Annotated in this window: 26 protein-coding genes; 5 read left to right on the forward strand and 21 right to left on the reverse strand. The window is 66.9% G+C overall.

Annotation, left to right across the window (positions count from 1 at the left end):
- Positions 1–29 precede the first annotated feature (29 nt).
- From G5B46_RS06605 to G5B46_RS06615, 3 genes are all read right to left on the reverse strand, one after another.
- Positions 30–1,250 carry a dipeptidase gene (locus G5B46_RS06605; RefSeq protein ID WP_165257142.1) on the reverse strand — a complete coding sequence of 407 codons (1,221 nt, stop codon included), beginning with the start codon at positions 1,248–1,250 and terminating at the stop codon, positions 30–32.
- Between the two features lie 98 nt (positions 1,251–1,348).
- Positions 1,349–1,510 carry a JAB domain-containing protein gene (locus G5B46_RS06610; protein WP_165257144.1) on the reverse strand — a complete coding sequence of 54 codons (162 nt, stop codon included), beginning with the start codon at positions 1,508–1,510 and terminating at the stop codon, positions 1,349–1,351.
- Between the two features lie 649 nt (positions 1,511–2,159).
- Positions 2,160–2,942 carry a transglutaminase family protein gene (locus G5B46_RS06615; RefSeq protein ID WP_165257146.1) on the reverse strand — a complete coding sequence of 261 codons (783 nt, stop codon included), beginning with the start codon at positions 2,940–2,942 and terminating at the stop codon, positions 2,160–2,162.
- A 254-nt stretch (positions 2,943–3,196) separates the two neighbouring features.
- On the opposite strand from G5B46_RS06615, the gene G5B46_RS06620 reads away from it, so the two are divergent.
- From G5B46_RS06620 to G5B46_RS06635, 4 genes are read left to right on the forward strand one after another with little or no spacing between them, the layout of a single operon-like run.
- On the forward strand, positions 3,197–3,451 hold the full coding sequence (locus tag G5B46_RS06620; protein ID WP_109101321.1) for a hypothetical protein: 255 nt from the start codon (positions 3,197–3,199) through the stop codon (positions 3,449–3,451).
- Between the two features lie 22 nt (positions 3,452–3,473).
- Complete coding sequence (locus G5B46_RS06625; RefSeq protein WP_233247650.1) at positions 3,474–3,755, forward strand: hypothetical protein; 282 nt, start codon at positions 3,474–3,476, stop codon at positions 3,753–3,755.
- A gap of 27 nt (positions 3,756–3,782) precedes the next feature.
- A complete protein-coding gene (locus G5B46_RS06630) occupies positions 3,783–3,965 on the forward strand; it encodes a hypothetical protein (protein ID WP_109101322.1) in 183 nt (60 codons plus the stop codon).
- Between the two features lie 41 nt (positions 3,966–4,006).
- Positions 4,007–4,213 carry a hypothetical protein gene (locus G5B46_RS06635; RefSeq protein ID WP_109101323.1) on the forward strand — a complete coding sequence of 69 codons (207 nt, stop codon included), beginning with the start codon at positions 4,007–4,009 and terminating at the stop codon, positions 4,211–4,213.
- Positions 4,214–4,570: 357 nt separating this feature from the next.
- Here the strand turns inward: G5B46_RS06635 and G5B46_RS06640 are convergent, their stop codons facing one another.
- From G5B46_RS06640 to G5B46_RS06720, 16 genes are all read right to left on the reverse strand, one after another.
- A complete protein-coding gene (locus tag G5B46_RS06640) occupies positions 4,571–5,587 on the reverse strand; it encodes an HWE histidine kinase domain-containing protein (RefSeq protein ID WP_165257148.1) in 1,017 nt (338 codons plus the stop codon).
- A 258-nt stretch (positions 5,588–5,845) separates the two neighbouring features.
- Entirely contained in the window at positions 5,846–6,040 is a 195-nt protein-coding gene (locus G5B46_RS06645) for a DUF3606 domain-containing protein (protein WP_165257149.1), read from the reverse strand.
- Positions 6,041–6,073: 33 nt separating this feature from the next.
- A complete protein-coding gene (locus G5B46_RS06650; RefSeq protein WP_165257151.1) occupies positions 6,074–6,247 on the reverse strand; it encodes a hypothetical protein in 174 nt (57 codons plus the stop codon).
- Between the two features lie 67 nt (positions 6,248–6,314).
- A complete protein-coding gene (locus G5B46_RS06655; protein ID WP_165257152.1) occupies positions 6,315–6,569 on the reverse strand; it encodes a helix-turn-helix domain-containing protein in 255 nt (84 codons plus the stop codon).
- 455 nt (positions 6,570–7,024) lie between these two features.
- The gene (locus G5B46_RS06665) at positions 7,025–7,252 is read right to left on the reverse strand and encodes a DUF2274 domain-containing protein (protein ID WP_165257154.1); all 228 of its coding nucleotides are present in this window, start codon (positions 7,250–7,252) and stop codon (positions 7,025–7,027) included.
- Between the two features lie 13 nt (positions 7,253–7,265).
- Positions 7,266–8,471 carry a TrbI/VirB10 family protein gene (locus G5B46_RS06670; protein WP_165257155.1) on the reverse strand — a complete coding sequence of 402 codons (1,206 nt, stop codon included), beginning with the start codon at positions 8,469–8,471 and terminating at the stop codon, positions 7,266–7,268.
- The gene (trbG, locus tag G5B46_RS06675; protein WP_165257156.1) at positions 8,468–9,445 is read right to left on the reverse strand and encodes a P-type conjugative transfer protein TrbG; all 978 of its coding nucleotides are present in this window, start codon (positions 9,443–9,445) and stop codon (positions 8,468–8,470) included. The genes G5B46_RS06670 and trbG overlap by 4 nt, the downstream gene beginning before the upstream one ends.
- Positions 9,442–10,209 carry a conjugal transfer protein TrbF gene (trbF, locus tag G5B46_RS06680; RefSeq protein WP_165257157.1) on the reverse strand — a complete coding sequence of 256 codons (768 nt, stop codon included), beginning with the start codon at positions 10,207–10,209 and terminating at the stop codon, positions 9,442–9,444. The genes trbG and trbF overlap by 4 nt, the downstream gene beginning before the upstream one ends.
- Before the next feature lie 3 nt (positions 10,210–10,212).
- Positions 10,213–11,571, reverse strand: a complete 1,359-nt coding sequence (gene trbL / locus G5B46_RS06685; RefSeq protein ID WP_346764881.1) for a P-type conjugative transfer protein TrbL — start codon at positions 11,569–11,571, stop codon at positions 10,213–10,215.
- Positions 11,572–11,586: 15 nt separating this feature from the next.
- A complete protein-coding gene (trbJ, locus tag G5B46_RS06690; protein WP_165257158.1) occupies positions 11,587–12,312 on the reverse strand; it encodes a P-type conjugative transfer protein TrbJ in 726 nt (241 codons plus the stop codon).
- Positions 12,309–14,741 (reverse strand): conjugal transfer protein TrbE, encoded by a 2,433-nt coding sequence (gene trbE, locus G5B46_RS06695; RefSeq protein WP_165257159.1) that lies wholly within the window; start codon positions 14,739–14,741, stop codon positions 12,309–12,311. The genes trbJ and trbE overlap by 4 nt, the downstream gene beginning before the upstream one ends.
- Positions 14,735–15,016: a VirB3 family type IV secretion system protein gene (locus G5B46_RS06700; RefSeq protein WP_165257160.1), complete on the reverse strand. Its 282-nt coding sequence runs from the start codon at positions 15,014–15,016 to the stop codon at positions 14,735–14,737. The genes trbE and G5B46_RS06700 overlap by 7 nt, the downstream gene beginning before the upstream one ends.
- Positions 15,013–15,360 carry a TrbC/VirB2 family protein gene (locus G5B46_RS06705; protein WP_205691510.1) on the reverse strand — a complete coding sequence of 116 codons (348 nt, stop codon included), beginning with the start codon at positions 15,358–15,360 and terminating at the stop codon, positions 15,013–15,015. The genes G5B46_RS06700 and G5B46_RS06705 overlap by 4 nt, the downstream gene beginning before the upstream one ends.
- Positions 15,360–16,361: a P-type conjugative transfer ATPase TrbB gene (trbB, locus tag G5B46_RS06710; protein ID WP_165257162.1), complete on the reverse strand. Its 1,002-nt coding sequence runs from the start codon at positions 16,359–16,361 to the stop codon at positions 15,360–15,362. The genes G5B46_RS06705 and trbB overlap by 1 nt, the downstream gene beginning before the upstream one ends.
- Entirely contained in the window at positions 16,358–16,756 is a 399-nt protein-coding gene (locus G5B46_RS06715; protein ID WP_165257163.1) for a CopG family transcriptional regulator, read from the reverse strand. Before G5B46_RS06715 ends, trbB begins: the two co-directional genes overlap by 4 nt.
- A gap of 9 nt (positions 16,757–16,765) precedes the next feature.
- Entirely contained in the window at positions 16,766–18,799 is a 2,034-nt protein-coding gene (locus G5B46_RS06720; protein ID WP_165257165.1) for a conjugal transfer protein TraG, read from the reverse strand.
- 977 nt (positions 18,800–19,776) lie between these two features.
- On the opposite strand from G5B46_RS06720, the gene G5B46_RS06725 reads away from it, so the two are divergent.
- A complete protein-coding gene (locus tag G5B46_RS06725) occupies positions 19,777–20,592 on the forward strand; it encodes a DUF3313 family protein (protein WP_165257167.1) in 816 nt (271 codons plus the stop codon).
- 46 nt (positions 20,593–20,638) lie between these two features.
- Here the strand turns inward: G5B46_RS06725 and G5B46_RS06730 are convergent, their stop codons facing one another.
- Both G5B46_RS06730 and G5B46_RS06735 read right to left on the reverse strand, forming a co-directional pair.
- Entirely contained in the window at positions 20,639–21,274 is a 636-nt protein-coding gene (locus G5B46_RS06730; protein ID WP_165257168.1) for a ChrR family anti-sigma-E factor, read from the reverse strand.
- A complete protein-coding gene (locus tag G5B46_RS06735) occupies positions 21,271–21,831 on the reverse strand; it encodes a sigma-70 family RNA polymerase sigma factor (protein WP_346764882.1) in 561 nt (186 codons plus the stop codon). The genes G5B46_RS06730 and G5B46_RS06735 overlap by 4 nt, the downstream gene beginning before the upstream one ends.
- Positions 21,832–21,835: the final 4 nt, after the last annotated feature.

Below are 21,835 nucleotides of genomic sequence, written 5' to 3' on the forward strand. Positions count from 1 at the left end.
AGAGGGGGAGGATCCTGGTAGGCGGGAGGTTACTTGGCCGCGCCCTTGGCATAGGCCTGGGCCTGGCCCAGCAGGCGCAGCACGTTGCCGCTCCAGATCGCCTCGATGTCGGCGTCGGAATAGCCGGCGGCCTTCAGGCGAGCGGTGATCTTGGGCAGGTCGGCCACGTCCTCCAGGCCCTCGACGCCGCCGCCGCCGTCCCAGTCGGCGCCGACGCAGACAGCCTTGGCGCCGCCGATCTTCAGCACGTGGTTCATGCTGTCCATGAAGGTGTCGAAGTTGGCGCGGACCGGCGGGAACTTGGCGTCGACCTCGGCTCGCTTCTTCGCATAGGCCACGACCTGCGCCTGGGTGGCCTCGTCGCGAGGCGGCTTGCCCAGGGCGTCCAGCGCCGCCTTGCGCTCGGGGCTGTTGGTCGAGGCGCGCAGATAGACCGAGTTGATGCAGATCGCCCCGCCGCTCTCGGCGATCTTGCGGATATGCGCGTCGTCGAGATTGCGCGGATGGTCGAACACCGCCCGGGCGCCCGAGTGCGAGGCGATGACCGGAACCTTCGACAGGGCCACGGCCTGGTCCACGACATCGTCCGAGGCGTGGCTGACGTCGATCAGTATGCCCAGGCGGTTGGCCTCGGCCAGCCAGCGCAGGCCCAGCGGCGAGAAGCCGTTCCAGATCTTGCCCTTGGGGTCGGTCGAGCTGTCGGCGAACTGGTTGTTGCGGAAGTGCACCGGGCCCGCCATCCGCACGCCCGCGCCATAGAAGGTCTCCAGCAGGGTGAGGTCCTCCCCCATCGGCCAGCTGTTTTCGATGCTCTGGAAGGCGAACTTCTTGCCCGCCTTGCTGATACGGATCGCGTCTTCCGGCGTATAGGCCAGCTCGAACTTGTCGCCGTGCGCGGCGACCATCTCGCGGATCTCGGTCGCGCGGGTCAGGGCGAAGTCGCGGGCCCAGCGATAGCCCTCGGCGGTCAGGTCGCCCTGGCCGGTGTAGATCACGAAGAACCCGCCATCGAGGCCGCCGTCGTTCATGCGCGGCAGATCAACCTGGCTGAAGTCCTGCGGCACGCTGTGACGGTCGACCATGCTCCAGCCGGGCCGGGCGAAGTGCTCGGGCGTGTCGAGGTGGGTGTCCAGCGTCAGGATGCGCTCGTGCAGCGCCTTATCCGCCTTGGAGACCGGCGCCTCGGCGGCGTGGGCGGCGGCGCCCATGAGGGCGGCCGAGCCGAGGAGGACTGACAGCAGGCGACGCATGGAACACTCCGGAACAGCTGATCCGGCCAAGCTCGGAGGAGCCGCGTCCTGCGTCAAGGACATTAGATTTTCTCGCGCCCACTTTTCGCGAATGAGCGTCAGATCAGCCCCAGCGCCTTGAAGCTGGCCACGCCGTCGCGGCCGACCACCAGGTGATCGTGGACGACGATGCTCAGCGCCTTGCCGGCGGTGATGATCTGCTTGGTCATCTCGATGTCGGGACGCGAGGGGGTCGGATCGCCGCTGGGATGGTTGTGCATCAGTCCACCATCCACTTCATCCCATTGTTTTAAATAAATTTTCTCTGAGCGCGCTGTTCACTGGAGCCGTTAATTGGAGCTGATTTTGGAGCATCCCTTTTCAGCGCCATTTTCGACCAAAGGAACACACATACACGGCCAGTCGGACACGCACACTAAACACAGGATGCGCCTCGACAGCAGACATCAACCGATTGCCCTTTTAGATGGACCGGCAGTGATTTGCCGCTCCGCGCCAGTTGCCGACGTTGGCACCTCTCCAAGAACACGACTTTTAGCCCGCCATGCGTACGGGCGAGATCGACCTTTAACGGCCCTTCCAATTGGCGGCTGCTGAGATGGAGGCCATAAACGCTTTCAGGCCTAGCCCGCCAAAATCGTGTGGTTCGCGAACTTCTATCGTGGTCTGCGCTCACATCCGATCCGCCACCCCTCGCCATCTTGATCGACCTGCGTCACCTCGAACTCGGCGTCGTAACAGTCGCGGGTCGTCAGGGTGATCGCATCGCCGCACGCCGGCAGCGGCGCCCCGGCGGGCGCTCGGATCAGGACTGTGCCAAAGCGCCCAGCCTGACCGGGCCGAAACTGATAGTGGAATGGCCCGAGCGTATCGGGCAGGCCCCGGTGGCTTCTGCGCGCAGTCACGACCTCACCCGCCGACCCTGTCGATGCTGAAGTGCTGCTCGACGAGCGTCGCGGCACCGAAGATCGTCATGAACGCGATGTCCGCAGCGTCACGGCCTGTCGCGACCCGAACAAGACCCTCGAGCGGAGCAAGGCCGGAGGGGTCGACCAATCGCCAGCGGCCACCGAGATAGATCTCGGCCACGGCATGGAGATCGGGCGGCTCCAGCCTCCACGCGTACCCGCTGACAGCTCGAGCCGGGATATTGCCCGCCCGACAGAGCGCGATCGCCAAATGGCTGAAGTCTCGGCAAACGCCGGCGCGGTCGACGAGAGTGTCGACCGCTGTCGTCGCGGCGTGACTGACCCCGGCGCGATAGTCCACATGCTCGGCGATCCAGGCCAGGATCGCGGCGACCTTTTCCCCGCCGCGCAAACCGCCGACCTCCCGCTCGACGAAGCGCATCAGTCGATCCGAGGGGCTGTAACGGCTGGCCCGAAGGTAAGGCAGCACTTCACTCGGCAGGTCTGCGATCGCCGTTTCCTCCGCGCCAGCCAGCCCATGATCGGACGCCGCCGTCTCGACCGTGGCGCGATAGAGCGCGTTGATCCTGCCCGAAGCTGCGAACACCGTACGGCGCTCGCCTGTCGACGGGTCATCGATACGGCGGGCCGGTGCGGGCGGCCAGAAGGTGAGCGCATCCGACGTCACCCGCTGGTCCCGCCCGTGCGCGGCTTCGACCAGCAGAAGAACTTCGCATGGCGCTGCAAAATCGTAGGTGAGGGAGGCTTCGACCTGGAAACGCATGCACGCCCTTCAGGCGGCAACGCCGCCGCTCACGCGATGCCAGCGCGAGTTCAATGAAAATAAATAGAGGAAAGGATCCGGTCGATCCTGGCAATTCCTTCAATATAATTGTATGATACGAAAATATAAGGTGCGGCGATGATTTTTCCGCCGCGCCATAACATCGCCGAAAATTAAACGGGATCGCTGGTAAATCCTTCGATAACAGGGACGCGTCATTCGGTTTCACCTCTTCAAGGGAAGGAAACATCCAGATGCTGTCTCACCATCAGCGCAATCTCCAAGTCATGATGCTGTCTCATGACCTTCAGCGCCTGGCTGATCGATTTCTGCCCGATCCCAACGCGGCTCGGTTCCTGGTCCACGAGACCCTGATCGACGCCTTCGCTGCGCCATCTGATGCCCGGCCGATGGCCGCCCGAGGGCGGGATCTGCGCCGCGCCATGATCGCGCGTTTGCGGGCCAGCCGCAGCCCATCACGGCGCCCCGGCCATCAACAGCGTCGCTGAGCTGCGACACCAGGAGTCGCAGATGCCCGAACCCGTAGACCTCACCGCAACCTCACAGGTGCTGAGCCTTGTGCCGGACGCCGCGTGCGACACTGGGCCCAGCCAGCTGTCGCTAGGTGCCTACCGCGCGCTTCGCCAGTTGGAGCGTCGCCTGCGCACCGGAGCGCTCGATGCGGTCAATATCCGGCACGTCCAAGAGCTGGCCGTGCTCGGCCTTGCGCACCATGGCCGTGGTGGCTGGCGCCCGACTAACGACGGCCTGAACTACCTTGGCAAGCACCAGGACCGGAACGGTCCGGACTGAAGCCGCAACCGCTTGGCGAGGTGATGCATGAGCGAGGACCTGCTGCGCCTTCGCGACGAATGCGACCAGCTTCGCCAGCGCTGCGATGAACTTCAGCGCCAGTTGAACGACCTGACGTCGCAAGTTGGCGGTCTGACCGACGAGCTTGGGCGTCGTTTTTCCGACGAAGCGTTCAACGCCTCGCGCCCTTCCCGGCATCGCGATGCCTAGTGCGGTCGCCAGCCACTATCGGCCCCGACAACAGGACACCCATGAAACAGCCCCCGATCGATCGCATTGTCATCACGGTCTGCCGCAACGACGGCCTATGGGCGGCGGAAGAGGCAGGTCTCTTCTTTGGCGCCTCGCCCGACAAGGATATCGCCAAGGCTTCGGCCATGCGTCGGGCCAGAAAGCGAATTGAGGAAGGCCATGCCTGCCAAATCCGGATCTCCGGCGAGAATGGTTTCGCGATCTAAAACGGAAGAGCTTTGCAAGGTAGCGCGCCAGCTACATGTGCTAAGTCATCGCGCCGTCGACTTCCGCTGCGTTGCTGTGAGGTGCAACTCTGATCTTGCCCTTACAGCCGGCGACCTAACCGTTCTCACCAAGAGGTGAGCCAATGTCTTGAAGTCATCCGCTTGGCCAGTGAGCGATGGCAACTTCCATGCCATCTCACGCCAGTTGCGGTCGGTGGGACAGTTCCGAGGACTGGACGCTCCAACCGGCCGTGAAGCACCATCCTGCCTGCGGCCGTGCTCAAAAACATGCGCTACCGTTTCGCCGTAGGGGCGCGCCCTTCTCGGGCCTGGCTTTCGCCGCATGATCTCAGCTTTCTAGAAAGCCAAGCCGCGAGGATCTTGCGCAACTTTCAGTATCGGCGTCTCGCCATCTTCTGAAAGCGGGAGAGTTATCACGCAGCATACGCCCGACGCGGCAAAATCCAGCCGAGCCTCGCCGCGGGCGTCGGCGAAGACCCGCGACAGAAGTCGAGCCCCAAATCCGCGCCGTTCAGGAGGGCTCACTGGCGGCCCCCCAGATTCCCGCCAAAGAAAGTTTAGGAAGCGCTGCCCTACGCCATCGTGAGCGTCGGTCCAGCTGACCTCAACCCGGCCGCCGGGGCGGTTTAGCGCTCCGAACTTGTTGGCGTTGGTGGCCAGTTCATGCAGCGCGAGCGAGATCGCGACCGCGAGGTTGGGGCTCAACCGGACAGGTGGACCGGAAATCCCGATAACAGGCTCAGCGACCTGAAACGGCGCAACAGCCTTGCCGACCACCTCGGCAAGATCCGCGCTAGCCCAGCTCTCCTGGGTCAGTACGTCGTGAACTTTGGAGAGCGCCATCAGCCGTCCAGTCAGGCTCTGCCGCGTGCTTGCCGCGACGCCGCCGGCGCGCAGGGTTTGCTCAGTCACCGACTGGACGGTCGCAAGAGTATTCTTGATCCGATGGTTGAGCTCGTTGAGAAGGAGAATGCGATGCTCGGCGGCCAGCTTGGCGGGCGTCTCGTCACGCATGATCTTCAGCAGCGCGCACTCTCCCGCATGCTGGAACGGCACCATGACCCCGTTTGCCCAGAACCATTCCTTATCCCGCCGGACATGCCAGCGGCTGTCCTCGGCGCGGCCACGGTTAAAGGCCGTGCTGATCTCGAGCGCGCCGGCGCCCGCCGCAAGATCCGGCGCCGTCAGGAGAATATCGACGCTTTGACCGATCGCCGCACGGGGCGTGTAGCCAGTTATTCGCTCGGCTCCCGGACTCCAACTGGTGATCATCCCATCGGGAGTCAGCGTAAGGATAGCGAAGTCCCGTGCATTCTCGATAATCAGGGCCGCGAGAGCCGGGTCGGTGAGCACAGGTGAGCCGATCATTTTAGGGAACTGGTTTGACAACGCTTGGATGTGGCTTCGGCCCCATCATCTCTCGGATTTTGCGATTAAAGGTCCGCGATTATCTCCCGAGCCCGCAATATTGCCGCCAGCCGTAGAACTTCTCGCGACAAGGCCAACGAGCTTAACTGCCCCGCGAGGCCAACCATCAACGGCCCCGCCCGCGAGCCGCGGCGCATACAGTTCGGCGAACGCCTCGGCGGCCTTGTCCCGCTCAGCCTCTCGTCATCCGCCGCCCGCCGAACTTGATTTGAGGTGAGCCTGCACGGCTTCGGCGTCGGCACCAACTAGCTGGATAGCCTTCAGTAGGCCCTCCTCGGTGACGTTGAACCGCTCAGTCCAGTAGCGGACCTCCATCGGCTCATTGGGCTTGATCCTCGCCCGATCGCCTGCGCCGCTGAAATCGATGTTGTCGCACATGGGCGCGGCCTTTCGGGCAAAGAGTTCAGAGGTTCAAAAAACGCGCTTGTCGCGTTCGCGAGCCAGACAGCTTGCGCGCCACGCGCCCTCGTGGACTGTCACGCTGACCACCTCGAATTCGCCGTCCAGGCATAACAACGTGGCCAGCAGGAAAAGGTCCCCCTCGGCAGGCGCGGGGGCTGCGCCCGCAGCTTCGATGATGACCATACCGGACCGACGTCGCCCACGGCTTCGCAGCCGCCAGGAAGCGGACCTTCCCAACGTCAGCGACGAGTCAGCTATGTGCCCTCGGCTTGGTATCCCGATCGGACACACGTCGGCGCCCCACTACCTTTGCGTCGTCGCACGAGACGAGATTGCGCCGATCCCAAGCCTCGAGCTCGTCAACCGGGTAGAGGACGGCTTTGCCCACCTTCAAGAATGGCGGGCCAATCCGCCAGGTCCGCCAGTTTTCCAGCGTACCGACTGAGATTTGCCCCCGATACCGATCTGCGACCTCCTCGGTCGTCAGGAATTTTTGTTCGGACATGGCTGCGCCTCATCGAGAACTAGCAGGTGTTCGCCCACTGCCTCATCGGTGGCTGTCGCTACATCTTGATCCGAAGACAGCCGGCCTTCAGGCCCAGAAGCCGGTGCCGCGGCACAGGTGGCTGTGCGCCCATCCGTGCGCAAGCCCCGCCTCCAAAGCAGGATCGCGCGTTCTCCGCTGGCGTCGGGCAACAGCGCTGCTTCGACCTTCGCCGGCAACGAGGGATCATCGAAGACGACGCGAAGCATCGGACGCGGCGGCACGGTGCGGGTACGGGCTTCCCACGCATCCCCCACTTGGGCCCACCCGCGCATCACGCGAAAGGCGGGCGCCTTTGAACTTCTTCTGTCGTCGTTGGGCTTTAAGCACAGCGGTATGGTCAGGAGGAGGCTCCTTATTTCCCCCTCCCACCCACCTGACCTACTGGGGCGAAAGCGACCTATGACGGCCATCGCTTACCCTCCCGCCGACTTCGACCGTAGGGCCTTTTGAAACTCGCGATCGCCCGCGAGAAACTCGGCCAGCATGTAGGGCGCGAGGTCGGCCGCGGAGACCTGCTCGCCGTGCTCCTGGCTATGAAGACCAGCATAGAGCCGTAGCTGGTCATCGAGCTCGGGCGACAGGTCGAGCGTGATTTTGGCCCGGCTGCGATTGGGCAACTTCCCGAGTTTGAGCTCCGCCATGGAAGGTCTCCTTTCAAGGCTTGCGCCAGGGGCGCAGCGTCAGGTCCTTGTGAACGATGATCCGAAGGGGCGAACCTGGCGCCACGCGCAGGGTCGGCTGAACGTCCATCTGCTTGTCGACGATCTGCTGCCCGGCTTGTGAGGCGCTCTGCTGCGTGGACTGCCGCACCGCACGGACGAGTTCGCTATCATCGTCCAGCGCCAGTTCCGCCCCAACGCCCATCAGCGTCGACATGGCCACGCTCTGCAGCATCGCCCAGGTGTGGTTGTCGACCTGTCCCTGTAGTCCGGCATAGCCGGCCGGATCGGTAGCCGTCAGGTTGTCGAGCTGGATCGAGGAGCCGTCCGGAAGGGTCAGACGCTGCCAGACAACGAGCGCGCGCGTCTGTCCGAACGCGACCTTGCTGTCGTAGGCGCCCAGCAGCCGCGAGCCTTGCGGAATGAGCAGGAAACGACCCGACACCGTGTCGTAGACATTCTCGGTAACCTGCGCGGTCACAAAGCCCGGCAAATCGGAATCCAAGCCGGTGAGCAGCGCCGCCGATATCACCGTCCCGAAGAGGACCTGATAGGGCGACGCGGGCAATGTCAGCCGGGTGGAATTGTCGACGACTCCGGCTGGTGGCGCCGTCAGAAACGAGCGCTTCGCATCCTGATCGCCATTCGACGTGAGGACTTGCGCCGGCAGCGCCACAGCCGAGGCGATCGCCGGTGGCTCGGATATGTCGATGGTGGGCTCGGCGGAGCGTCCGGTGGTTTGAACCATCACCGAGGACTCGCGCGCCTGGCGCATCTGGGCGGCGATGCGATCGCTCTCCACTTTGGCCGTCGGATCTGGAGGCTCGCCGGCACTAGCTACCGAAGGACCTCCTCGCCGCTGGTTGTCCAGGATCGCCCGCCCAAGATCCCCGGGCAGCGGCGGCCCAAGCACGGGCGGCTTTACTTGGCTGTAGTCCTTAGGCAGTGCGGCGAGGGCCTCACCCCCTCCTCGCGCCCCGGGGATGGAGGGCGCCTCTTGCGGCAGTGACCCAGAGACCCGAGGACTCAGGGCCAGCCAGGCGAAGCCCGCCAATCCGAGCGCGCCGAGCGCGGCGGCGCCGATCAGCACCGGACGGCGGAAGCGGGCGATGGCTCGGGGGCGCGCCCGGAGCGCCAGGGCTTCCGCCGACGCCTTCTCGACAGGAGGGTCGGGCGCCGGATCGGCGACGTTGGCGCTCATCGCCTCGCCCCCCCGCCTTCGGTGTCAGTTCGGACGATCCGCACTACCTGCTGGGGCTTGTCGCCCATGCGGAGCTCGGCGGCCGCAAACAGCCGATCCACGATGTAGCGGTTGCCTTGGACGCGGTAGTTGACGAGTTGGTGTTCACCTAGCGGGCCGACCACGAAAAGAGGCGGCGCCTCGCCCTGGTCCAACCGGGCGGGAAACTCGATGTAGACCTTGCGGGAGTCGTCGAACACACGGATCGGGCGCCAGGCTGGCGAGTCGCCAGCTATGGCGTAGCGAAAGCGCAGTTGGTCGACGGCGACCGGCCCGCTCGCCTGGGCGACGGCGGATTCCGCCGCCTGCCGCCGGAGAGACACCAGCTGGTCCTGGGGATAGGTCCAGGACAGGGCGGCCATCGCGGTCGCGTCGGTGCTGACGAGCGCCAGGTGGTAGGCTCGGCGGTCGGTGGCGATGACCATGTTCGTGGAAAGGCCGGAAGCGAATGGTTTGACCAGCACATGGACACGGCGCCCTTCCCCCGCGCCGCTGGTGGTGTCGCCGATCGTCCAGCGGACGGTATCTCCCGAGGAGACCGCGACGAGCTGTTCCCCAGCCTCGAGCGCGATATCGGTGACGTGCTGGGGAGCCGCATACAGCCGATAAAGCGCGCCCTCGCTCCAGGGATAGACCTGCACGGCATTGACGTATCCCGCGGAGGTCGGTTCTCGGATCGCGGCCTTGTTGGCGGCCGACACCCGAGCCGCCGGCGAAGCCACCTCGAGCCGCACGCTCGGCGCCGGCAGAAGCTGTCCGGGCAGCGGCAAAGGCTTGGGCGTTTCGACCACCACGACCGGCGCCGGCGGCTCGGGGATCACCTTCGCCTCCTGGAACTCTGCGGGATCGAAAGCGACCTTCGGCGGCGGAACGCGGTCGGCGTGCGAACAGGCGCTCAGCACGGCGCCGGCCGACAGGATCAGAAGACGGTTCATGGCTGGACGGCTCCTTGGCTGGAGGTGGGTTCGAGCGACGGAAGCGCCTGGGGAACGACGACCGGTTGCGCGGGCGGCCGCGCCTTGACCTGTTCCGACCAGGCGATGCTGTCGATGTAGAAGCCGAGAGGATTGCGCTTTAGCTCGGCCTTGGTCTTCGGCTTGATCCGACGAAGGGTGAGCGTAGCCGTCCACCGCTGGGTGTCCGCCAGGCTCCCGCGCTCGAAGACCTGCTCCTCCCAATCCACCCGGAACGAGTGCTCCGAAGCACGGACCGTGCTGATCGGCTGAACGGAGATGGTCCGCTCCCCGGCCGTGGCCGCAGCGCTGGCCGTTCTTGCATAGGGATCTAGGAAGACCCGGCCCTGTCCGGTGACCATGTCGTAGGCGTCGAGCCAGCGATCACGAACGACGACGGGATCCGCGGCCAGAGAGCGGACATCGACGATGAACCGCTCCAACGTTTGCGCCAGAACGCCGTCGCCAGGTTGCCAATCCTGTTCGGCGGGGCCGATGCTCCGAGCCTCGCCCAGGCGATCAACCTCGACGACATAGGGCGTGACCCGGCTCTGCATCGACTGCCAGACGTTGCCGGCGACCGAACCTCCGAGCACCGCCAAACACCCGAAGAAAGCCAGGCGCCAGCTATAGGCCTGTGCCAGGGCGGACCCCATCCGAGCGTCCCAGAGCTGACCGGCGCGCTGGTAAGGCGTCTCCGGCGCGGGCGTCAGTCCGTAACGCTGCGGCGATCGAGAGAACCGCATGGCTTAAGGCTCCTTGCTGGAAATGTCGGGATTGGCGGCGCCGCCCTGGCGGTCGCCTTCCTTGATGGTCTGGACGACTGCGTGGCGGCCCATGTCGCTAGACGAGCGGGGTCGCATGCGCTGGGCCCAGGCTGGCGGGGTCGCATCCGATGCAGCGCCAGAGGCGGCAGGGGCCGGGTCCGGCCCGCCACCGGAGACGGGGCTCGTGCCGCCTGTCGCGCGCCATGCGGCGCGGCGTCCCTTGGCGGCGCTTTCGCCGAGAGAGCGCCTGGCGCGGTCGGCGAGGTCGGAGACGGTGTTGGACGCAGCGCCCCCGGCCGCCTGGGCGACGCCCGACAAGCCAGCGCGCATGCCGGCAGCGCCGGTCGCGCCACTGGTCGCTTGCGCCAGCTGGTAGGAGGATGAGGCTGCGGCTCCCAGGGCGGTTCCGGCGCGCATCGCGGCCATCCCGCCAGCGGCGGCGCCGGCCAAGGCTCGCGCACCGAGCGCCGCGCCTCCGCCGACCAGCATGGCGGCGCCCGCAGCAGTGCCGACGGCCGCCCCCGCGCCCAGTTGGGGTGCGCCGGAGACCAGGCCCGACGCGATGCTAGGCCCGAAGATCGACATGGCGGTCAGGGTCAGCGCCGCCAAGACCAAGGTCATGCCGTCAGACAGCGAAGGGTTCTCGCCGAGCAGGCCGACGAACTGGTCGAAGAAGCCCGCGCCGATGCCCACGATGATGGCCAGCACCATCACCTTGACGCCGCTGGCCACGACGTTGCCGAGCACGCGTTCGGCCAGAAAGCTGGACTTACTCCAGAAGGCAAAGGGGACGAGCGTGAAGCCGGCCAGGCTTGTCAGCTTGAACTCCAGGATGGTCACCAAGAGCTGGATCGACATCACGAAGAAGGCCAGCACGATCAACAACCAGGACAGAAGCAGCAGCGCGATCGTCGGAGCGTGGACGAACATCTCGGGAAAGCCCGTCAGCTCATTGGCCTTTTCCAGGAGGGGGTGGGCGGCCGAGAAGCCGACACCGGCGATGCGGCCTGGCCGCAGCAGGTCCGCCGATGACACCCCGCCGCCACCGGCCGTAATCCCTAATGACGCGAACGACCTGAACACGACGTCGCTGAGCGTCTGAAAGTTGATGAGAATGAAGGCGAAGGTGCCGATGTAGACGACCTTCTTGATGAGCCTCCCCAGGACATTGCTGTCGCCCTCGTTCAGCCACCAGATCGCCGCCAGCGTAACGTCCAGAGCGATGAGGATGTTGGACAACGCCCCGACCGACGGCCGCACCAGTCCAAACCCGCTGTCGATGTAGGTGCTGTAGGCCGCCAGCAGGCGGTCGATCACGTTGAGGTCCGGCGCGATGTCCACGGCGAGGCCCCCGCGCTAGTTCGGCGTATAGGCCTGCCCGTCGCCGATGAAGCGGCGGGCGGCGAGCTTGCCGGCCTCGAGCACCTGGGCCTGGCGCGCCCGCTCGAGCGCGTCGGCGCGGCCTTGGGCGGCGATCAGGGTCTGCAGCTGCTGATCCTGCTTGATGGCCAGGGCCTGCAATTGGTTGGCCGCCTGCTGGGCTTGAAGCCCACCGGTGGCGCCCTGGCTCTGCCCGACCAGTTGGTTGATCAGGGCGGCGTCGCCCTGGACGTTCTCGACGACCTGCGACTGAACCTGCAGGGCCTGGCGGTAGGCGGACATCGCCGCCTTGGCCTGATCCTTGGCCAGAGCGACGAGCTGACCGGTGGAGGCTGAGCCGTCGAGGCTGGCGGGGAACAGCTTGTCGAGCGTCGCTTGGGTGGACGACACGCTGAACGCCACCCCCTCGGCCTTGGCCATCAGCTGGTCGATCTTGGTCAGGGCGGAGCTGATCTGGCTGAGCGAGGAGTAGTCCAGGCTCTTGAGCTGCCGGGCCTGGTTCTGCAGCATCTGCGCTTGGTTCTGCAGGGCGGTGAGCTGATTGTTGACCTGCTGCAGGGCCCGCGCCGCCGACAGGAGGTTCTGGGCGTAGTTTTGCGGGTCGAACACCGCCAGCTGCGCGGCGGCCGGTGCCGGCGCGGGCGGCCAGGTCCCCGCGATCAATGCTGCGGACAAGCAGGTGGCCAGACGGGGTCCGGTCATGAGGCGTCTCCTTCTTGGTGCGAATAATCGACGGCGAGATCGGCCGCCCACGGTAGGCCGCGCGCGTCGAGCAGCCGGGCGGCGAAGGGCAGTGTCGAGGCCGCGCCCAGCAGGCGATCGATCAGGTTCTGGGCCGCTGGATCGGACGCTCCGCAGATCGCCAGGGCGACAGGTCCCATGGCGAGCTGGAACAGGCGATTGCCCTGCCGCGATTGCAGATAGTAGTCGCGCTTGGGCGTGGCCCGCGCGATCAGCTCGATCTGGCGATCATTGAGCCCGAACCCCTCGTAGGCTTGGCGCGACAAGGGCTCGATAGCCCGGTCGTTGGCCAGGAAGATCCGCTGAGGGCAGCTTTCGATCAGAACGGGCGCGATGACGCTATCGGCGATGTCGGCCAGAGATTGCGTTGCGAAGACCACGCCGACGTTGCGTTTGCGCAGTTCCTTCAACCACTCGCGGATGCGTGCGGCGAACACTGGATTGTCGAGGAAGGTCCAGGCCTCGTCGAGGATGACGAGGGTGGGACGGCCGTTGAATCGGGCCTCCAGCCGATGGAACAGATAGGTGAGGACCGGGCCGACGGCCGACGGCGTAGCAACGAGATCGTTGGTTTCGAAGCACAGGACGTCAGCGAGCGACAGCTCGTCCTCGGCGGCGTCGAGCAGACGGCCGAATGGTCCGTCGAGCGTGTAGGGCGCCAGCGCCGTCTTCAGCGTGCGCGATTGCAGCAGCATCGACAGGCCCGTCAGGGTGCGCTCCTGCGGCGGCGCGGCCGCAAGGCTTCCGAGGGCCGACCACAAGGCCTCCTTGGCTTCGGATGAGACGCCCACGCCCTCCTGAGCCATGAGATCGGCGAGCCACTCGATCGCCCAGGTCCGCTCGGCCGGGTGGTCGATGTGACGGAGAGGCTGGAAGGCCAGCCCCTCGCCCGCCGCCAGCGGGAAGTGGCGTCCTTCCATGGCCAAGACGATCGCCCTGGCCGACAGGCGCTTGTCGAAAATGTAGACTTGGGCGCCCCGGTAGCGACGGAACTGCAGGGCCAACAAGCCCAGCAACACCGACTTGCCGGCTCCGGTCGGCCCCACGATCATCGTGTGTCCGACATCGTCCACATGGGTGGAGAAACGGAATGGCGTGGCGCCGCTGGATTCGGCGAGGAACGTCGGCGGACCGGCGAGGTGCGTATTGGCTTCCGGCCCGGCCCAGACCGACGACAGCGGCGTCAGGTGGGCGAGGTTGAGGGTATGGACGATGGGCTGTCGGACATTGGCGTAGACCTGTCCCGGCAGTGAGCCGAGCCAGGCTTCCACGGCGTTGGCTTGCTCGCGGATGGTGGAGAAGCCCAGTCCGCCGAGCACCCGCTCTATGACGCGGATCTTGTCCTCGGCCGCGCCCTTGTCGGCGTCGGCGATGGTGATCGTGGTCGTCAGGTAGCCATAGGCGACGAGGTCGGCGCCCAGCTCCTGGAGCGCCATGTCCGCATCGGCGAGCTTGTTGTCGGCGTCGCTGTCGGTCAGCGGCACGGGCTCGTTGCTGAGCACCTCGCGCAGGATTTGAACGACGGACTTTCGCTTGTTGAACCACTGGCGACGGATCCGGGTCAGGACCTTGGTTGCATCGGCTTTGTCCAGGGCGATGAACCGGGTCGCCCAGCGATAGCCGAACGCAAGATGGTTCAGCGCGTCCAGCAGACCGGGGCGCGTGGTGTTGGGGAAGCCAAGCACCGTGAGGGTCCGCAAATGCCGGTCGCCCAGCCTCGGCTCGATGCCGCCGCTCAGCGGCGTATCGACCAGGACCCCGTCCAAGTACATTGGCGTTTCGGGAACGGCCACGGGATGGCGGCGAGACGAAATCGTCCCGTGCAGGAAGGTCAGGGTCTCGGCGTCGCCGAGCGGCCGAACCTCAGGCATGACGCCGGCCAACAGGTCGAAGATCCGGTCGCTGGCCCCGATAAAGGCGCCCAGTTCCTGACGCCAGTCCCGACCCGTGACCGCGTCGGCGCGCTCGATCAGGGCGTCCTCCGCGCGTCGCACCTGATCGGCCGGCGGAAGGTAGTAGAGCGTCAGGTGGCAACCGCTCTCAAAGTGATCGCCGCGCCGGCCATCGAAGGCCGCGCGCCGCTCCTCGTCGACCAGCCAGGAGGCCGGATCGGGAAAGGCGCTGAAGGGATAGTCGAGCGCCGGCGCCCGCTCGCAGTCGAAGAACAGGGCCCAGCCCGAGCCGAGCCGACGAAGGGCGTTGTTGGCGCGCGCGCAGAAGCCGACCAGTTCGGCCTGCGTGGCGCTTTCCAGATCCGGGCCGCGGATTCTGGCCGTGCGCTGGAAGCCGCCGTCCTTGTTGAGCACCACGCCCGTCGCCACCAAGGCGGCCCATGGGACGTGGTCGGCCAAACGGTCGGCGGTCTGGCGATACTGGCGCAGGTTCAGCATGCCAGCCACCCCCTCTGGCGCAGGTGGCGCATCAGCACCGCCGCGAAGTCCGGATCGCGCTTGGCGGCGAACACCGCCAAGCTGTGACCGATCAGCCAGAACGCCAGGCCCGCGACCCATTGCTGGAGACCAAGCCCCAGAGCGGCGGTCAGGGTGCCGTTGAGAATGGCGATCCCGCGTGGCGCGCCGGCCAGCAGGATCGGTGTCGTCAGGCTGCGATGCAGCGGCGCCTCGAAGCCCTCAACCGTCCCTGGCGTTCTGGCCGGGCCGCTCATGCCACCAGCGCTCCGCCGCCGAACGAGAAGAAGCTGAGGAAGAAGCTGGAGGCGGCGAAGGCGATCGACAGGCCGAAGACGATCTGGATCAGCTTGCGAAAGCCGCCGGAGGTTTCGCCGAAGGCCAGGGCCAGGCCAGTGGTGATGATCACCAGCACCGCCACGATCTTGGCGACCGGCCCTTCGACCGACTCCAAGACCTGCTGCAGCGGCTCTTCCCAGGGCATGCCCGAGCCGGCGGCCTGGGCGGCGATCGGCGCGAAAGCCGCTCCGAAGGCCAGGGCGAGCACGGCTTGATTGAGGGGGATTGGCGCGCGGACGCGCGCCGTCATGAACAGCGACATCAGCTGTCTCCTCTGAGAACTTTCAGTTGCGGTGGGTCGAGGTCGGCGAGCAGGTAGTCGCCGGTGGCGTCGAGACCGCTGACCCGGACCACGGTCTCGACGCAGCGACTGGACCCGCGCCCGCGGAGGAAGACGACGAGGTCGACAGCCTCGGCGATCAGACGCCGCGGCGCGACCGCGACGACCTCCTGGACCAGCTGTTCCAGCCGATAGAGGGCCGCCCGCGCCGAGTTGGCGTGGACGGTCGCAAGTCCGCCCGGGTGTCCGGTGTTCCAGGCCTTCAGGAGGTCGAGCGCTTCGCCGCCACGAACCTCGCCGACCACGATGCGGTCCGGCCGAAGGCGCAATGTCGAGCGGACCAGGTCGGTGAGGCTGACGAGGCCAGGCCGTGTCCGCAGCAGGACACAGTCCTTGGCCGCGCACTGCAGTTCGAGCGTGTCCTGCAAGATGACGACCCGCTCGTCCTGGCGTGCGACCTCCGCAAGCAGCGCATTGGCCAGGGTGGTCTTGCCCGAGGAGGTGGCCCCGGCGATCAGGATGTTGGCCCGCTCGCCCACAGCCGCGCGCAAGAGCTCAGCCTGGACCGGCGCCATCACCCCACCCTCGACATAGTCGGCCAGGCTGTGGATGCGAATGGCGGGCTTGCGAATCGAAAAGCACGGGGCCGGCGCCACCGGCGGCAAGACGCCTTCGAACCGCTCGCCCACCAGGGCCTCGCCACGGGCGGGGAGCTCGCCGCTGACGATCGGAGCCTCGGCGTGGACCTCGGTCCGGACGTGGCTGGCGACCAGTCGGATGATGCGTTCGACGTCGCTGGCGCTGAGCGTCCGACCGGTGTCGCAGCGCCCCTCCCCCAGACGGTCGATCCACAGCCTGCCGTCGGGGTTGACCATCACCTCGACCACCGCCGGATCGGCTAGGGCCTGGGCTATGGCCTCGCCCATGGCGGTGCGCAGCATGGCGCTGCGGCGATCGAGGGTTTCGGCGCGCGCCAGGCTCATGGCTCGCCCTCCACCGCCGCCGGGAAGGCCGAGCGGCCGGCGGCGAGCTGGCGACCGACCTGGTCGACGAAGCGCTGGAACCGCTCGCGGCCGATCGCCTGCGCCGCCTTGTCGGCTTCGGGCAGGGGCGCAGTGACGGTCAGCTGGTAGCGGACGAACAGCGCAAGGCTCTCCAGCAGCACCTGCTGGTCGCGCTCGAGCCGGCCAATAACCCTGGTCATGCGGTCCAGGCGCAAGCGCAGCATGTCGTCGACGGCGCTGCCGGCCCGGCGCTCGAAGAAGGTGCGTAAGGCGTCGGCGACGATCACGGACTTGGTCGCGCCAGGCTTGGCGCCGAGGCGGTCGAGCTCGGCGCCAAGCGCAGGATCGAGCCAGATTTGGTGGCGGGTCTTCATGGCGCGGCCTCAGAAGGCCGGCAGGAGGTCGTCGCCGCCGCGATCCTCCACCTCGTTGAGGGCGTGCGCCCGAACCACGGCCTGACGTGAGGCGGCCTGATCGAGGGCGCGCTTGTCGGCGCCGGCGTCGCCTTCGTCGTCGAGACCGAGCCCCCAATCCTCGTCCTCGACGGATGGGCGAAACTCGGCCTCCTCGGCGAGGCCCGGATGGCGCTGCTGCAGGCCGCCTTCGTCCTCGAAGTCGGCGCCGTCGGAGAAGGCGGCGGCCAAGCCGGCATGCGGCTCGCGCACTAGTCCCGTCCAGTCGTCGCCGCGCGGCGGCGGGCGATCGCCGTAGGGCCCGCCGACAAGCTTAGGTGGAGGGACGACCCGGCCGGTGAAGTTGCGATCCTTGTAGTAGCGCAGCTTCTTGCCGCGGATCGGCGCCAGGCCCGACACCAGGACCAGGGCGTCGTCCGGCGGTAACTGCATGACCTCGCCGGGCGTCAGCAGCGGACGAGCCGTCTCCTGGCGGCTGACCATGACGTGGCTGAGCCAGGGCGCCAGGCGGTGGCCGGCGTAGTTGCGCTGGGCGCGCAGTTCGGTCGCCGTGCCCAGGGCGTCGGAGATCCGTTTGGCGGTGCGCTCGTCGTTGGACGAAAAGGCGATCCGGACGTGGCAGTTGTCCAGGATGGCGTTGTTCTCGCCATAAGCCTTGGAGATCTGGTTGAGGCTCTGGGCGATCAGGTAGGCGCGGATGCCATAGCCGGCCATGAAGGCAAGGGCGGTCTCGAAGAAGTCCAGACGCCCCAGGGCGGGGAACTCGTCGAGCATCATCAAGAGCTGATGCTTGCGGCTCTTGGCCGGATCGCCTTCCAGCCGCTCGGTCAGGCGCCGGCCGATCTGATTGAGGACCAGGCGAACCAGCGGCTTGGTGCGGGAGATGTCGGAAGGCGGGATGACCAGGTAGAGGGTGACCGGCGACGGCGCGTCGACAAGGTCGGCGATGCGCCAGTCGCAGGCCGAAGTTGTCTCGGCGACGGTCGGGTCCCGGTAGAGGCCCAGGAACGACATGGCGGTCGACAGGACGCCGCTGCGTTCGTTCTCCGACTTGTTAAGCACTTCGCGCGCAGCGCTGGCGACGACTGGGTGGACCACCGGCGCCTCGGCCGTGCCCAGATGGTTGGTGGCCATCATCCGCCGCAGGGTGTGGGCGAACGAGCGCTGCGGATCGGACAGGAAGGTGGCGACCCGGGCGAGGGTCTTTTCCTCCTCGGCGTAGAGGACGTGGAGGATCGCCCCGACCAGCAGGCTGTGGCTAGTCTTTTCCCAATGCGAGCGACGCTCCAGCGCCCCTTCCGGATCGACCAGAATGTCGGCGATGTTCTGCACATCGCGGACTTCGTCGGGCCCCTTGCGGACTTCGAGCAGCGGATTGTAGCGGGCTGAGCGGGCGTCGGTCGGATTGAACAGCAGGCAGTGGGAGAAGCGGGCGCGCCAGCCGGCGGTCAGCGTCCAGTTCTCGCCCTTGATGTCATGGACGACGCAACTGCCAGCCCACGACAGCAGGGTGGGCACGACCAGGCCCACGCCCTTGCCCGACCGCGTGGGTGCAAACGCCATGACGTGTTCGGGACCGTCGTGACGCAGGTAGCGCCCCTGCAGCCGGCCGAGAAACACGCCCGCCGGCTTGAAGAGGCCAGCCCGTTCGACTTCGGGCAGGCGCGCCCAGCGCGAGGATCCGAAGGTGGTGACGTGGCCGCTCTGGCGGGCGCGCCACAGCGAACCAACGACTGCGGCGGCGCAGCCCAGAAAGCCGCTGGCGCCGGCCAGCATGCCCGCCTTGTCGAAGACCTGCGGCGCATAGGCCTCGTAGTGGAACCACCAGTCGAAGAGCTGCCAGGGGCGATAGAGCGGCAGCCCTAAAACCTCCGTCCAGGGCGGACCGAGTGCGGCCTGGTAGCCGAGCATCTGGGCGGCCCATTGGGTGGCCGACCACACCCCCGCGATCACGATCACGAAGACGATCGCGATCTGGCCGATGAGGAGTTTGGTGGGCGTCATTGACCTAGCTCCGCCGCCCGGCGCTGTTCATGCCGGGACGGTCGAAGCCTCGGCCCGACGTCGAATTTCGCTTACGGCGCCTGCGCTGCAGCAAGGCGCGGTTTGGCCGCAACCGACCAACGACGCCCATCTTGGGCAGCGGATCATGCCAGTCGCAGAGGCCGACCCCCTCTTTCGAGGATTGCAGACAGCCGGCGGAGCGAACAGCTGTCGCCACGACCGGCGACCAGCTCGGCCATTGCCGCGAACAGCCGATGGATGGGTCTGCTAAGGGTGGCTTGCGGACGTTTGCGTTGGTCGCACCGAGCAGCTAGCTCGCGCCAGTTGTCGGTAGCGGCGGAGTTCCCCCGGTTCCAGGGCTTGAGGCTGGAGGTACGCCGCCGCTCGGGCGGGTTCACCCACATCCCGGTAACATCGACAAAGGGAAACAGCCCCTCATTGACGATCACGCTTTGTCGGGTTGCCTTGTCCGCTGCTGAGCGCGGCCACCACGTTGAGGCCGCAACCATCAACCGTCCCACTACTTCCACTCAAAGCCAGGGGGTCGCCGGAAGACCGTCCACTCAAACACAAAAGCGATCATTTCCCGCAATTCGGAGGGCGCGCCGGACAACGAGAGAGCAGCTGATCCCCAAAGGATCAGCCGCCCCGCCCTGGCGCTACTCGGCCGCCTACGCCCGATCCTAGAGCTTGGCCAGCAGCAGCGGCCCAAAGGCCGCGCGGAGCCTCGCTGCGGGGACGGTCTTGGCTGTCGGGCTGGCCCATGGCGATCCCCGACTGTCGGGAACGACTAAGAAGACCCTGCCCGCCCGTCTTCAACAGGCCGTCGGCAACGACAATCGCCGGGAATGAACGACCATCGAGCGGACCGGTCGCCGATGCGGCGCCGACCGTGGGTCCACGATCCCGCGGTCTGCGTCGATGGCGGTGATCCAGCATCCTCCCGCCGCCGTATCCAGCGCAACAGAGGAGGCGACATGTTCGACAAGGTCATCCGTACGGCCGCCGTGACAGGCCTGGCCGCCGCCTGCACGGCGTGCGCCGGCGGCGGCGTCTCGCAGTCCGGCTTCCTCGCCAGCTACGAGGGCCTGGGCAAGCGGCCCGGAACTGTTCGCGCCACGGTGTACGAGCGCCGCGACGAGGCGATGGCCGCGACCATAGAGCGGCTGTGGATCGCGCCGGCCATGAGCCATGCCGGCCAGACCCTGTCAGTCGACGACGACGATCGCCAGGCCGTGCTGACCGAGGTCGACCGGCAGGTCTGTTACGAGCTTAGCAAGCGCTTCACCCTCATCGATGCGCCCTCCCCCGAGGCCGGGACCGTCAGGGTCGGGGTGACCCGCATCGACCGCACCAATCAGGCCGGATCAGCCGCATCGGCGGCGGCCAACTTCTTCATTCCGGGTCCCGTGTCGGTGCGGGTCCCAGGCGGCGTGGGCGGCCTCTGGGCCGAAGCCGAACTCCTGACGCCCAGCGGCGCCCAGGCGGCCGCCCTGGTGTGGAGCCGCCAGGCCATGGTCCTGGGCGCCGACAAGCCTTCGCTGTCGCCGATCGGGGACGCTCATCAACTGGCTGAACCGTTGGGCGACGCCGTGGCGAGCGCCCTGGCGCCGCGCGAACGCAAGCCCCGTCCGGTGACGACGCCGGATCCGTGCGCGCGCTTTGGCCCGCGGCTGCGTCCTGAGGGGCTGATCGTGCGCATGGCCACGGGGCTCTATCAGCCGGCGTTGAGCGGGAGCAAACCTCAGGACCGCGATCCTCAGGACGGCCAAGAGCAAGCCCCGCCCAAATGACGACGGCCGGCCTCGATCGACAGCCGAGGTCGGCGTCACCCGACGCCTAAAGACGAACGAAAGGCGCCAGCAGCTTGCCCAGCCTGCCGGGCAGCAGGATCTGACCGTCGAGAGCGGCGACGCAAAGGCACGGCTCCTTGGAGACCACCTTGGGCTGGTGCGTCACGCTTGGATCGGCCTCTTCGAAATCCCCCTGCGAGAACACTCCGTCCTCGGTGGCGTAGGCGCCGTCGATCACGCAGGTCAGCTCGACGCCCCCGTGGGTGTGGCGGGGCGCCGATTGCCCCGAGGCGATCTTCAGCAGGATGACGCGGCAATCGCCTTGCCGGGTTCCGAGCACGTCGCGAACGTGCACGCCCGGCCCCAGCCAGCGCCAGGGCCCGAGCGCGAACTGGTCGAGCGGCGCAGGCAGAACAGGGTCGGCCGAGGCCGGCCTGCGCTTAGCCTCTGGCTCGACGGCGTCAAGCCGCGCCATGACTTCCCGCCGCGCCTGCGAACTCAGCGCTTCGGGAGCCTGGTCGTCGAGCAGCACGCCGCCCACGGCCGCGCCAAGATCGGCCCAGGGGCGGGTCGCCGGCCGCAGGCTGAGGTGTGCGGCCACGACGACGGCTTCGGGAAAGCTCAAGGTCCCCGCGGCGAAGGCCAGCAGCCGTTCTTCGCTAGGCTGTCGGCGAAGGCTCATGATGCGTCCCCCCTGTCCCTTTCGATGCAGGCCCGCAGCTTCATCATGCCAAACCGGATGCGCGCCTTGACCGTCCCAAGCGGTACGCCCAGCGTCCTGGATATCTCCGCATGGGTCTGTTCCTGGAAAAAGGCCATTTCGATGGCCGCGGCCTGGTCTGCGTTGAGGCTGAGCATGGCCGCCCTCACCCGCTGGGCGTCCTGCGCCCCGCTGAGGATGGCGTCGGGCTGGGCGGGCTCTTCGGCCTCAAGATGAAAATCCAGCTCGTGAAGCGTAACCGAGCCGCGCCGGAAATGGTCGATCCGCAGGTTGCGGGCGATGGTGAATATCCAGGCTGCGGCCGAGGCGCGCGCCGGATCGAAGAGGTGCGCCTTGCGCCAGACGGTGAGGAGGGTTTCCTGGGCCAGTTCCTCGGCGGCCGAGGCGCTGGCGCCGCCGCGCATCAGGAGCGCCTTGATCCGCGGCGCATAGTGGTCGAACAGGCCCGCGAAGGCTTCCCGGTCACGGCTTTCGCCGACCCTTACGACGAGCTCGTCGAGCGCGCGTGACGGGCTCACGGCG

The organism is Caulobacter sp. 602-2, from assembly GCF_011043625.1.
Taxonomy (GTDB): domain Bacteria; phylum Pseudomonadota; class Alphaproteobacteria; order Caulobacterales; family Caulobacteraceae; genus Caulobacter.